The organism is Arthrobacter sp. Dra40 (assembly GCF_059091905.1).
Window position 1 is genome coordinate 87,542 of record NZ_JBNHHB010000009.1, and the last position, 12,629, is coordinate 100,170.

9 protein-coding genes are annotated in these 12,629 nt (G+C 65.0%); 3 read left to right on the forward strand and 6 right to left on the reverse strand.

Annotation, left to right across the window (positions count from 1 at the left end; all coding sequences use genetic code 11):
• Positions 1–48: 48 nt before the first annotated feature.
• Complete coding sequence (locus tag AC5RWT_RS07005; protein WP_494079685.1) at positions 49–1,326, reverse strand: glycoside hydrolase family 16 protein; 1,278 nt, start codon at positions 1,324–1,326, stop codon at positions 49–51.
• 530 nt (positions 1,327–1,856) lie between these two features.
• Between AC5RWT_RS07005 and AC5RWT_RS07010 the strand changes: the two genes are divergently transcribed.
• Genes AC5RWT_RS07010 through AC5RWT_RS07020 form a run of 3 tightly spaced genes read left to right on the forward strand, consistent with a single transcriptional unit; the run spans position 1,857 to position 4,389 of the window.
• On the forward strand, positions 1,857–3,284 hold the full coding sequence (locus AC5RWT_RS07010) for a YveK family protein (RefSeq protein WP_494079686.1): 1,428 nt from the start codon (positions 1,857–1,859) through the stop codon (positions 3,282–3,284).
• Positions 3,285–3,340: 56 nt separating this feature from the next.
• Positions 3,341–3,790 (forward strand): PssD/Cps14F family polysaccharide biosynthesis glycosyltransferase, encoded by a 450-nt coding sequence (gene pssD / locus AC5RWT_RS07015; RefSeq protein WP_494079687.1) that lies wholly within the window; start codon positions 3,341–3,343, stop codon positions 3,788–3,790.
• Positions 3,787–4,389 (forward strand): glycosyltransferase, encoded by a 603-nt coding sequence (locus AC5RWT_RS07020; protein WP_494079688.1) that lies wholly within the window; start codon positions 3,787–3,789, stop codon positions 4,387–4,389. Before pssD ends, AC5RWT_RS07020 begins: the two co-directional genes overlap by 4 nt.
• 166 nt (positions 4,390–4,555) lie before the next feature.
• Here the strand turns inward: AC5RWT_RS07020 and AC5RWT_RS07025 are convergent, their stop codons facing one another.
• From AC5RWT_RS07025 to AC5RWT_RS07045, 5 genes are read right to left on the reverse strand one after another with little or no spacing between them, the layout of a single operon-like run.
• Positions 4,556–6,124, reverse strand: coding sequence for a lipopolysaccharide biosynthesis protein (locus AC5RWT_RS07025; protein ID WP_494079689.1), 1,569 nt, complete (start codon positions 6,122–6,124; stop codon positions 4,556–4,558).
• Complete coding sequence (locus AC5RWT_RS07030) at positions 6,121–7,416, reverse strand: O-antigen ligase family protein (protein WP_494079690.1); 1,296 nt, start codon at positions 7,414–7,416, stop codon at positions 6,121–6,123. The genes AC5RWT_RS07025 and AC5RWT_RS07030 overlap by 4 nt, the downstream gene beginning before the upstream one ends.
• Positions 7,413–8,345 (reverse strand): glycosyltransferase family 2 protein, encoded by a 933-nt coding sequence (locus AC5RWT_RS07035; protein ID WP_494079691.1) that lies wholly within the window; start codon positions 8,343–8,345, stop codon positions 7,413–7,415. Before AC5RWT_RS07035 ends, AC5RWT_RS07030 begins: the two co-directional genes overlap by 4 nt.
• Positions 8,342–9,166, reverse strand: coding sequence for a CDP-alcohol phosphatidyltransferase family protein (locus AC5RWT_RS07040; protein WP_494079692.1), 825 nt, complete (start codon positions 9,164–9,166; stop codon positions 8,342–8,344). Before AC5RWT_RS07040 ends, AC5RWT_RS07035 begins: the two co-directional genes overlap by 4 nt.
• Before the next feature lie 5 nt (positions 9,167–9,171).
• The gene (locus AC5RWT_RS07045; RefSeq protein ID WP_494079693.1) at positions 9,172–12,621 is read right to left on the reverse strand and encodes a fibrinogen-like YCDxxxxGGGW domain-containing protein; all 3,450 of its coding nucleotides are present in this window, start codon (positions 12,619–12,621) and stop codon (positions 9,172–9,174) included.
• Positions 12,622–12,629: the final 8 nt, after the last annotated feature.

Sequence of the window (12,629 nt, forward strand, 5' to 3'; positions counted from 1 at the left end):
AAGTGCCCTCCCGCCGACCGGTCAACGGGAGGGCATTGGAGCATTGGACTACTTCTGGTACGCCCAGGCGCGAATGTAGTCAATCTCGTACACGGAACGGTCCTTGGTGATTCTGGCGTTCTTGTTGTCCGGGTAGCCCCAGTATGGTGATCCGAACTGCAAGTTCACTCGGATATGGAATTTCGCGGCAGTTTCAAAGGCGGCGTTGTAGGCGGCATAATCGCTTCGCTTAACCTTCTTGTACGGCTTGTTATCAAACAACCAGATCATTCCCTGCGGGGTCCACTCGAAGGCCCAGGTGTGGAATCCGGCGTCCAGTTTGGAGGTTACCGGAATCCAGGAATTGGTCTTGCTCTTGCCGGTCTGATCGAAGTGCAGGGTACCTTCCGTGCGGTTGGCAGGATTGAAATTGGTGTTAGCGGAGCTGGGCGTTCCGTAGCCCTCCATGATGTCAATCTCGCCACCGGTAGCCGCGCCGTCCGGACGCATCCAGAACGCCGGCCAGACGCCCTTTGAATCACCGGCCGACAGCGGTACCTTGGCGCGCATCTCCCATCGGCCATACTTCTGTGAGAACTTGCCGATTGTGTCGAGGTACGCGGTCTTAAAAGCTCGCGTTCCGCTCTTCTTGACCGGGCTGGCCATCCGCTCGCCTACCAGCTTGAGCGTTCCGTTGCTGACCTGGGCCTGTTCCTTCTTGATGATGGCCCGGTCGTAGGCGAGCACACCGTGTGCGGCGTCGTCGCGCACAGTCCACTGGCTCAGGCCGCTATTGAACTCGTCCCGGAAAACGGGCTTCCCCCAACCGGCCAGTTCACCCTGGCCGGCGGCAGCGGGTGCGGCTGTCGCCTGTACGGGCTGTGCGGGAGCCAAGGCCTGTACGGGGGCGGGTGCAGGCTTTGCGGCGAGTGTCGGACGTGCAGGAGCCGGTGCGACTGCCTGCTTGGAAGCGAGTACGGCCGGCGAGCTGTTGGACCGCGCAGGGCTCTTCTGTTCGCTTGTCTTGCGCTGGGCCGCGCGCTTTATATGGCTCTCTACCCTCATCTTCGACCGCTTTTCGGCACGGGTTTCACGCGAGGACTTCCTGACGTCGCTGGCGAGTTCCGGATTCAGTAAACGTTCGGTGTCGCGGGCGGCCTTTGAGACTTCCATAGTCCGCCCGAGCGACGACGTGGCCGACGGTGCGGTCACAGCAGCGCTGGAGGAATTATGGGGTGCGGGGCTGCACCCGGTAATGCCGAGCGAGAGCAGGACGGGAGCAACAGCCAGTTTCAGCGACGCCGCACACCGGGAGGAGGAATTCTTCGGCTTCTTGCAGTGATTCACATCAATACCTCGGAGTATGTTCGGAACACGTTACCGTGTCCTGGACTCCCCGCGCAGCCCACACGGGATTGAATGGTCCGTCAAGGACGGATTTGCCCGCTGCCGGTGAGAAGCGGGATTAAGCTTTGACCGCGTACAAGTGTGTGCCACATGACAACCCGTGCGCAGCGGTGTCCGGAACTGGGCCGCTCCCAAGCCGGCGCAACCGATTCCAGACGGAGACCTGGGTCAATGACTGGCGGCTCGTGCGATGGTCCAGATGACCCGAACAGCAACGGTAACAGATTTATAACGAGAACTCTCAAACATCTGGGGCGTGGGGCCGAAACCATAGATACAAGTAATTTCTGCCCTACGACCGAGTATGCGGGCGCAGCCTTCTAGGTAGCTGGACATCAAAGGGGGCTCGAGCTACGCGTGTCCCTGATTCTCCCCGTCTTTAGGCTCCTTAGAAGGCAACGAATTGTTGCAGGTCAGAGAGCACTAACGGGTTCCGCCACGGAACCGCCGAATATGCGAGGAGCTTTGACGTGCCAGAACAAGCAAAGGGCTCCACCGTCCGCTTATCGGACCTTGCAGGTCGCGCAGGGCGCCGATGGCTTGTCGTGGTGACCACTGCGGTCATAACTTTGGCGTTGTCCGCGGCCTACGCCGCTACGGTCACCAAAGAGTTCACGGCCACAGCGGCCTTGACGGTATCTCCCATTACCACCAACCCGTTTTCCAGCGCGGCCGTTAACCAGCAGATCAACATCACCACCGAACGGGCCATTCTCGGTTCGAGCGAGGTGGCGGCCCTCGCAGCTGCGGAGCTCGGCGAGTCTGTCTCGCCAGGAGTGCTGCAACAGAGCGTGGAAACGGTGGCACCGACAGGCTCACAAGTGCTTCGTGTCAGCGTGAAGGATACGGATCCGCAGCGTGCCGCCAATCATGCCAATGCCGTCGCCAAGGCATATCTGAAGTTCCGTGCCGAGGGAGCAGCGGATGTGGCGGCGGGCTACCTCAAGCAGCTTGATGCCAAAATCGCCCAATTGCGGGAACAGCCCCGTCTCCAGGACCAGGAGCGGCAGCACCTGGCGGACTTGGAGCAGCAGCGAACTCAACTCAGCCTGGTAGCCGAGAACCCTGGACGCATTATCGGATTCGCCAGTCCGCCTGAAGAACCCTCCTCGCTGCGCCTCGCCGCCTTCCTGGCCGCGGGTCTTGCCGGGGGCCTCATATTGGGCGTGGTCCTCGCCCTGGCGCGTGAACGTTTGGACCGGAAGGTGCGGTTTCTGGTCCGGCTGGCGGAGCACTTTAACCGTGCCGTCCTTCCAGCCGCGGGACGTCAGGATTCGGAGGCCCTGCGGTGGCTTATACGTTCCCTGCGGCAGATCGGGCCCATGACAGCGGAGAAACCGATGCTTACTGGCATCATTACTGCGTGCGGCAGGCGGGGAGCAGACCTGATGCCGGCGTTGGCCGAGATTGGTCTCGCGCAGGGAATGGATGTCGCCGCGGTGCCGGCGACGTCGGTGATCCCGGAAGCTGTGGACGTCGGTTGGCCCACGCAAATGGTACGGGAGAGCTGGCAGGGCAAGGACCTGGTCCTGATAGACGTTGGACGGCATCTCTCCGATGCACGGATAGCGGTGCTGGGGGATCGTCTCGATGCCGTGGTCCTCGTGGCAGACAGGTCCAGCGACATGAAGGAAATCCTGAGGGTGCTGCGGGACCTCTCGTCGCTACCGCCCCAGGCCCTGGTGCCCGTGTTCGTCCACAGCCGGAGCCGTATCCGCTTCTTCCGGCACGGCAGGTCCAGGCACGTGAATCCTGGGAGTCCGAGCCGCAAGGAGTCAGCAGGCGTAGATGGGCCTGCCTGGCGCGCATGGGACGGCGGGAGCGGTCAGGCCGGCGCGAAACAGGCAGAAGAAAATCTTGAGTTGGTGCCGCCCGCAGCGGGCAGCACCAACTTGTGAAAGACACAGCAGCGTAAGCAACAAGGGACCTGATTTACGCGAAAGGAAAAGTCGCTATGAGGATCATGTTTGTGACATCGGCTGGTGGCCACCTGGCCCAGCTGATGCCATTGGATGACTGGTGGGCAGAGCACACCAGGTCCTGGGTTACGTTCCGCAGGCCCGAGGTCGAAGCGGCACTCAAGGACGAAGAGGTCACCTGGGCGCACTACCCAACCACCAGGAACATTCCCAACGCCATCCGGAACCTGTTTTTGGCGTGGCCAACACTCCGACGATTCAAGCCGGACGTGGTCGTCTCGGTGGGAGCCGGCGTGAGCGTGCCGTTTTTCATCCTAGCCCGGCTGCTGAAGATTCACACCGTCTACATCGAATGCTTTGACCGCATCAATATGCCCACCCTCAGCGGACGTATTTGCTACCCGCTGTCCAAGGTCTTCTGCGTCCAATGGGAGGAGCAGCTTCGCTACTATCCGGATGCCGTGAACATTGGACCAGTGCTGTGAGGACGCAGGAGACCGCACCCCAGATCATCGTCTCGCTGGGCACCGACCACCACAGATTCGACCGCCTTGTTGACTGGGTTGATGAGTGGCTTGAGTCCATCTCATCGCCGCCGGAGTGCCTCATACAGCATGGCGCGAGCCGCCCCCCGTCGCATGCGCAGGGCGTAGAGCGGATGCCCCGGGAAGAGCTCCTGGCCCTCTACCAGTCCGCCGCCGTGGTCATCGTGCAGGGCGGGCCGGGCTCCATTCTGGACGCCCGCCAGGTGGGAATGTTGCCGATCGTCATACCCCGTCGCCCTGAACTCCACGAAGTGGTGGACGCGCACCAGATTGCCTTCACCGAAATCATGGTCCAGCGCGGCGAGGCTATCATGGCCACCAGCCAGGACGCCATGGCGGCGGCCATCGACGCCGCCTTGCGCCATCCCGAACGCGTACGGACAGCGCCACGGGTGTCCCAGGCAGGGCTCGCGGCGGCAAAGCTGAACGAGGCGATCGATCACTTAGACAAGGTGCCCACAGGCGCTATCGCCTTCCGACGGATTCGGCAGCTGCTGCAGCATCCGGGCGCCGAGCGGCAGGGGAGCAGGCTGGCCTAGGCCCTGCGAGAGAGGGCTTCCCGGGGCAGGGGCACCCGGATCCGTGGATGCACGGTTCCAGGTGCTCCTGCCCTGTCACTACCCTGCCCTGTCACAGCACTCTCCTGTCAAAGGCCTTCCACGGCCTTTCACCGTTGAGCCTGTCTGCGTGCGTGCGGGAAGATCTTCAGCGGCCATTCCGCCGGCGTAGAAATGCCTCCAGCCCCAGGGACTTTCGGAGCGCCAACACCAGCACCAGGTAAAGGGCGCCGCCTCCCAAGGCTGCTATCAGGAACCCAGGCAGGGACGGCCCGGCAAATATGCGGACCAGCGCACCGCCCAGACCGAACACGCCACCGGCGAGCATCACCGGCAGCAGCAGTGCGCTCGGTGAGCTCCGGATCTTCATGGCAAAGCCCACCTGTAATGCTGCCAGCCCGTAATCCACCAGGACAGATACAGCCCAGGCCGCGGCCGCCCCGATGGTGCCCCACACGGGAATCAGGACAAGGCACAGGGTCAGCGCAACCGCCAGCGATGCCCCTTTGTTCATGAGCTGCCAGCGGCTGCGGCCGCCCATCAGCAGCATGCTCTGCACTCCGCCGGCGGAAACGGCAAGCATCATGGCCACGGAGATGACGGCAAGGGCCGACGCGCCTGCGCTGAAACCGTCTCCGAACAGGCCGAGGACTGCCTCGCCGAAGAGGGCGAGCAGCAGGTAGAACGGCCACGCCGCAAGGACCAGGACCTGGGTGACGGAGGTGAAGACCACGCGCGCACGGGCGGTATCGCACACGGCCAGGGCTGCACTGATGGTCGGACCGGTGGCTATCCGCGCGGTGTGGTCGAGCATCACGCCCATGCGCACACACCGGTTGACCACGCCGTAGATTCCAGCCTGCGCCGGTCCCAGGAGAACGGCCACGGCAATGACGTCGATCCATTCAAGCAGCACTTCGACCAGGGCGCTGGCGCCGCGGGCGGAGGAAAATGACCAAAACTCCCGTGCAGTTCCCGGCGGAAGGCTGCCGCCGGTCTCCCGGGCGCCGTCCAATGCCGCTCCGATGCTCCTGCGCAGCAGGATGACGGCAATCACGGTTACCACGGCCACCGGCACCGCCCACGCGGCAGCCATCTCCGCTAACCCCGCGCCAAACAGGATGACGGACGCCACGCCGGCCAGTCTCAGGACGGGAAGCAGGACGTTCTGGAGGACTGTGAAGGAAATCACGCGGTGGAGCCCGCGGAGGGCCCCGAAAAGGACAGCTGCTGCGGCGCTGAAGAGAACAAGCGGGGACGCGATGCGCACCGCTTCCGCCACATCGGAGGCACCCAGTGCGTCCTCAACGGCAGGAGCGGCGAACCACAGCACCACGCAGAGAATCGCGGCTGCCGTGAGGACCGGAAGCAGCGCCACTCGGACCAGCTTCGGGATTAGTCGCTGGTTGCCCAGCGCCGCCTGCGCGGAGAGTGTCTTCACCAAGCCGGTGTCCGCGCCGAACGCGCAGAGGCTGGTGAGGATGGCGAAACCGGCGACCATCTGGAAGAACACGCCGGCACCAGCGTCACCCAAGGAGTTGCTGACAAACATGGTGGTGCCGAAGGCGATCACCGCGCCCAGCATAATGCAGGCAAAGGTAAGGGGCCCGGTCCTCGCCAGGTGCCCGACGTCATCGTGCCGTCCGCTCCCGGACGGGCGGCGGGAGTCAGCGGTTGAAGCGAGGCCTGTCGGAGCGAGGCCGGGCTGGGTGCTCATACTAGTTCTTCCTGGGTATAACGGGCCCTCAGCAGCATGGCCAGAACCAGTGCCACGGTGCTCAGTTGCATGACGTCGAAGCTGTAGAACGGCAAGATGCTCAGGGCCGCAATGGGGATACTGTGCAGCCACAGTCCTGCAGTGGTCTCAACCGGAAGGGTGCGGCAGATGCCGCTGATCAGGAAAACGGTGAACAGCCCCAACCCCACGAAGCCGTAGGAGAACATGAGCATCCACACGTATCCTTGAGTCCCCATGGAAACGCCGATGCTTTCTTCCATCCGCGGTGCCCCGTACCCCAGGAACGGCGACCGCAGTACAGCCTCAAAGGTCTGGTCATACAGGGACAGGCGTCCGCCGGTGCTGTCGCTGTATTCCTGCCGGCCGAGGATTTCCGCGACGACGCCGGTGGCCACCATTGCGTAGGCCGCGACAACCACAGCCAGGAGTGCCGCACCCACCTTGGCCCAGTCGCCGCGCAGGGCAAGGCGGAAGAGCACGTAGATCACGGAGGCCGCGAGTCCGATGAACATGCCCCGGTTGCTGGTTTCCAGCGCTGGCCCGAAGGACAGCGCGATGAACAGCACGATGGCGGCGCGCAGCCAACGCCGCCGGGTTGCCGCGGCGGTCGCCAGTGCCACGGGAGTCAAAACCACAAAGGCCACACCCCAGCTGTTGGCGTAGGGGAAAGGCGCTGAAGGCCTGATGAATGCCTCCGGCGCACCCCAAGGGGTCTGGATTTCGGCCATCGGCGGGAAGACCAGATCATGGACCAGCTCATTGCCGGTCAGGAACGCGGGGAGTAACGCGCCCACCGGCGTGGTCAGGCGGTATTCGGGCAGCTGGGTGGCCACCAGGCCCAGGCACACCACTGTGCCCCAGACAGCCATGAGCCCGAAGATGACGCGCTGAGGCGTCAGCTGCTCGCGTGCATTGACGTAGTAGAGCATGAAGACACCGACGGCGATCAGGCTGCCGAGCCTCTGGCCGTACCCCACAGCCGCGCCGATGGATGGCAGATTCACGGCGGCGGCGCCCGCCCAGAGCAGGAACGCGAACCAGGGAAGTATTCCGGGCACCGTCACCGTGCCGCGGCGCAGGAACATCAGCGCTGCCATGACCACCGCGAGGAGGATCGGCACGAATGGCGCGGCCCCGGCGGCCCACCAAAACGGGAAGCCGCACAGGAACACCTGCATCGGCCAGGCCGGGAGCGGCCGGGTGCCCGGTTCGGCTCTCAGAATGCCTTCGGCCGCGGGTCCGTCCTGGCGCAGCAACGGTGGAGAGGTCATAGCCCGCGACCGTGACGCTGGACCAGGTTGAGCAGGACATCGGCGCGGATCAGCCCGGCACCCACCAGCAGGGCGGCGTAGGCACGCAGCTGCGTCGGATCCCTGCGGAGCGCGCTGCGGGCCCATGCCCTGGTGCGGGGGCCGTGCCCCAGAGCGGCATGCGCGAAGGCCACCTGCCCGGCGACGCGTGCGGTGCCTTTGGCAGATCGCTCAAATTCGGGAAACTTGCGGAGCAGGTAGGTCAGGCCGGCCGCAATGTTTTCCCACCGCCCGGCGAAGAACGAGGGCCGGTCCCAACGCACCAGGACCAGCGGCTCGCGGACCGAGCGGACGTCGCCGTAACGGGTGGCGCGCAGGAGCAGATCGTAGTCCTCTCCGTAGGACGCCGGAAGCTCCTCGTCCACCAGCCCCACCCGCCCCATCAGATCCGCCCACCGGTACAGCAGGGTGGACGGGTGGATCTCCGTGACCCGGGAAACCAGGAAGTCCGTGAAAGTGGCCCGGTCCGGGGGCAGCCTGTCGTAGCTATGTTCGTCCGTCTGAATGCTGATTCCACTGGCCATGGCCACCGCGGAGGGATCCGCGGACCAGGCGGCCAGCTGTTTGGTCAGTTTCCCCGGCCGCCATTCGTCGTCGTCGTCGCAAAAGCCGATGTAGTCGCCGCCGGCAGCCATGATGCCGGTATTGCGTCCGCCGGCGAGGCCGGGCGTGCGCATGTTGCTCAGCAGGCGCAGCCGCCGTCGCGGCAGGACCTCGATGTCGGCGAGCGGGTCGATCTTGATCCTGTCGAACACCACTATCACCTCCACTTGGCCTGCATAGTCTTGGCTAAGAATGGATCGGACCGCATTGCGCAGCAACTCCGGGCGTCCGCAGGTGGTGATCACCACAGTCACCATGGGCGTGTGGCTGGCGGCGAGGTCAGTCATGATTGCGTCCTTGTCTTCGGGTGATTAGTCAGTGCTGAGTACTTTCTGCCCACCGAGGCCGCAATGACCACTGCATTGAGGAGCAGCAGGAGGGAGTACGCCGCAATGAACAACTGCGGGAACCCCCAGAAAATGAACACCCAGCAGATCGTGCCTGAATCCGTTGGCAGGAGGATAAATGAGCGCAGCGGACCCGGCGCAGGGCTGGCCTGAGCGGCGCCGGCCTGCGCGGGATCAAGCTGCGCAGGCATGCCCCTCAGCAGTTGCTCGGCCAGAATCTGGCTCATGAAATGCCCCACAGCCAGGAGGCAGTACGCTAGCGGCAGCCAGGCCGTCCAGGAGGGCAGTCCGGTGAACGCCGTGATGCCCACCAGCACCGCCAGATGGATGGCCGGGACGCGGACGGCGTCAATGACGTGGTCGAGCCATTCCCCCGCCGGACTACCCGTCCCGGTAACCCTGGCCACTTGGCCGTCGGCCGAATCAAGGACATAGCCCACCGCGAACAGCACGGCGACTGTCATGCCCAGCAGGGGTGACGGAGCCACGCTCACCATCAGTACCAGCGCCGCGAGGGAGAACGCCGCACTCAGCGCCGAGACGGCGTTGGCGGACCAGCCCAGGCTGGCCGCCAACGCCGCGGCGAAGCGCGCCAGCCTCCGATTGACCCACCGGGTATAGGCCGGGACCCCGGCCCCGGGCTTCTGTGCGGACCTCAGCTCGCCCAGGATGGTGCTGAAATCCCCCCGGAGAGAAGCTAAGGCCCGCCGGCCCGTGCGGCTGGTAGCCAACCGCACGGCCGCGGCTTCGTCAATCGGCATGTCCGTCACCCCTCGCCGGCAAGCGCTCGGCCCAGCTGCTGCTGCGCCTGTTCCGCGCTCACCGGCACCGCCGTCAGCTCGAAGCTGGTATTGAACGTAGTCCGGTAGTTGGAGTAAACCTCGGCGCTGATCACGTTGACGCCGTCCACCAGCAGGTCGCGGGGTACGGTGACGCTGACGGGGTTTGCCGCGGCACTTGCCGTTGAAGGTGCGGACAGCGCATAGGTGTTGTTGGTGAGGGTACCCGCCGGCATGTTGGAGCGCAGCACCTCTGTGCCGTTGACGTAAACCACAATTCCGTCATCGGCCCGGGTAGTGACGTTTAACTCCTGGATGGAGGCGGTGTCGGCAATGGTGACGGCCTTCCGATAGTGGCTGGAAAGCGGCCTGGTGCCTTCCGCAGTCAGCGCGGTGGCGAGGGAAGCCGTGCCAAACCCAAGGGGTGCATCACCGGCTGCCCAGGCGCCGTCGTCGTACGCGATGCCGTGCCAGTCAGCTGCCGGTGCGGCCGCCTCAAAGCGGTACTTCCAGCTAGCTCCCTCCGCGATCAGCGGTGCCGCCGGCTCCGGGTCCGCCGCGGGTGGGGCCGGCTGGGTGCCGGTCTTGGCGGTGGCCGTCAGTTCGAAGCTGGCGTTGGGAGTGCTCCGGTAGTTGGAGTGCACCTCGGCGCTGATCACATTTGCTCCGTCCCGGAAAGCCCAGCCAGGAACCGTGATAGTCAGCGGATTCGCCACGGCGGTGGCCGTGGACGGCGCGGCGGTGGCGTAGGAATTGTTGGTGATGGTGCCGGTGGGCATGTTGGACCGGCCCACCTCCGCGCCATTGACGTAGACCACGATGCCGTCATCGGCCCGGGTGGTCAGCTCCACCGACTCGATGGTGCCCGCATCCGGGATCGAGAAGGATTTGCGGTAGTGGCTGGAGAGTGGTTTGGTGCCCGCCGCCGTCATTTCCGTTGCGATCGCGGAACTGCCCCAGCCCAGCGGTGCAGCCCCCGTGGGCCATGTCGAGGCGTTGTAGTCGGCGGAGGCCCACTCGGCATCCGGCGCCGCGGTGTCAAAACGGTACTGCCACTGGGCGCCAGCGGCGATAAGTTCAGCGGTTGCCACCGGCTCTTGTGCCTTGGGAGCCAGTACGACGGCAGTGCTTGCCGAGTAGTTGCCGGATGCGTCCGCTGCACGGACAAAGTAGCGTCCGCCGGGCAGCGCCGGAACCGAGGTAGAGGTGCCCGTGGCGGTGGCCACTACCCGGTCACCGCGCAGTACGTGGTAGACGCTGGGGGAACCGCCGGCCGCATTCCAGCTAAGGGTGTCCGTCACCCCGTCACTGGTAACACGGAGGTTGGACGGTGTTCCCGGAGGCGTGGAGTCGTTGAGGGCAAAGCGGGCGAAGCCGCCGGACCACTGGCTGCCGCCGTTGGAATTCACCGAGGAAACCAGGTCGCCGCCGGTCCACAGCACGCCGCGGCTGTCCACGAAGGAGCCCCAGGTGCCGTAGCCCCCCCGGCCCTTCATAACGGGGTTGAAATCAGGGATGTACTCGCCCGTGGCGCCGTCCCAGATGCCGGTCAGGTTGATTTTGTCCGCCATGGTCCAGCTGGGACCCAAGTTGGGCCACAAAGTCCCGTCCGTATAGTTCCAGTAGCCGCAGTGGCAGCCGGCGTAGATCAGGCCGTTGGCTCCGGTGACATCCTGGAAGTCCCCGCCTGTGTAGGTGATGTGCGTCTTGTGCGCAGTGAAGTTCGCTGTCTTGAAGCTGAACAGGCTGTGCTCGGAGCCGCCGATGTAGACGTTGTCGCCCAGCTCCTCGATGCCGAACTGGAAGTTGGCCCCGTTGGAACTCGGCGTCCAGTTCCAAGCCGGAGTGGCTAGTGGCGCGCCCGCAGTGGTCTGGACCGCGGCCACCCGGAACGCCGCCGCGTCGTTGGACATATTGAAGTAGCCGGAGGCGTACAGCCGGGAATCATCGGCGCTCGCATCCACATCCAGCACAGTTCCGTTGAAGGCCGGGTTCCAGTTGGTGTCAGGCGTGCCGTTGGCTACCGAGACCCGCGCCGCCGCCCGGGCATACGTGGGGGTGGTCAGCGTCCCGCCGGTGAGGTGGGTGAAGTTGCCTCCGATGTATACCCAGTTGCCCTGCACTGACAGGCCGCGGACCTGGACGGAGTTGCCGGTGATTCGGTTCTCCATGCCCACCCGCCACGTGTTGTCAGTGGCGCCGGTGACGGGGTCCAGGGCCACTATGCCTACCGCCGGGCTGCCGTTGGCCGTGGTGAACTCACCGCCAGCAATGAGCTTGCCGCTAGGCAGCGCCGTCAGCTCTTTGACCTGCCCGTTGAGCACGGGACGGAATGTGGAGATCCACTGGCCGGTGCTGACGTCGAAGCCGGCGACGTAGGGCTGCTCCACACGCCCGGTTCCGGCCGAATCCCGTTGGACGTAGCGGAAATTACCCGAGACGAACACGGTGTTCCCGATCTGCGCGAAGGACTGCACCTCGGTGTTGAGCTCGCCGGCGCGGCCGTTGGCCAGCCCGTTGACGCCCCAGACCGTCGGCATCGCCCCGGTCTCCTGGAGGGACCGTTGCGCCTTGGCCGCGCTTCCCCGGTCCGCGATGGCCGCGAAGCTCACCGTTGCCTGAGTGAGTCTGGGCCGCAGGAACATCTGCGTGAACGGGCGGGGATTGCCGACTGTGGCGCTGGCCGACCAGAGGTAACTGGAGGCGCTGGTCTCGCCCCGGGCGCTGCTGCCGAAGGCCCAGCCCTGCGTCCAGTTCTGGGAGGAGGCCTCGGCCGTCACCACCCGATTAAAGAGCTGGTCCTGGCCGAAGTTCGCATTGGTGCCGCCGCTGAAGGCGCCGGCACCGAAAGTGTAGGAAGTAATGGGGGTGGCCGCGGAGATGGCCCAGGACCAGCGCGGCTTGCGGCTCATCTTGAAGGAGGCCTCCTGCCACGTGGTGCCTGCCACGTCCATGGCCCGGCGCAGCCGGACGCCGTCCTGGAGTTGGTCCGGTGCCTGGTTGTTCAGGAGCCGGTCGATGATCCGGGAGTGCAGCTGACGAGGGCTGAAGGCTGCAGTTCCGGTCACGGCACTGCGGACCTGGGCGGTGGTCCCGCGGCCCTCGTACAGTTCCTTCCAGCCTTCACGGCCGCGCCCGATCAGGACCCAGCCGCCTCCGTCGGTTTCCTGGTCGCAGTGGAACTGCTCGGGCGCGGGCATGGCCGGGGTCAGCAGCCAATAGGTGCCGGAGGGGGCCTGCGGCGCGGTCTGCTTGATTTCCCAGCAGGAGGCCGCGGCGTTGACCTGGGAGGACCCGTTGTAGGTCACCGGTACCGCCTCGGCCGCGGGAGCCGGGCCGGCTACGGTGAGGAAACCGGCGGCCATGGCCGCGGTGCTCAGCAGTGTGGCCAGGAAGGGTGTTTTGCGCGGTCGCCGCCGCTCACTGTGTCTTTTCATGGAAAATC

Coding starts and splice junctions, on each gene's coding strand:
- AC5RWT_RS07030 (WP_494079690.1), bottom strand. CDS start 7,416: ATGACCTCTCCACCGTTGCTGCGCCAGGACGGACCCGCGGCCGAAGGC.
- AC5RWT_RS07040 (WP_494079692.1), bottom strand. CDS start 9,166: ATGCCGATTGACGAAGCCGCGGCCGTGCGGTTGGCTACCAGCCGCACG.
- pssD (WP_494079687.1), top strand. CDS start 3,341: ATGAGGATCATGTTTGTGACATCGGCTGGTGGCCACCTGGCCCAGCTG.
- AC5RWT_RS07035 (WP_494079691.1), bottom strand. CDS start 8,345: ATGACTGACCTCGCCGCCAGCCACACGCCCATGGTGACTGTGGTGATC.
- AC5RWT_RS07045 (WP_494079693.1), bottom strand. CDS start 12,621: ATGAAAAGACACAGTGAGCGGCGGCGACCGCGCAAAACACCCTTCCTG.
- AC5RWT_RS07025 (WP_494079689.1), bottom strand. CDS start 6,124: ATGAGCACCCAGCCCGGCCTCGCTCCGACAGGCCTCGCTTCAACCGCT.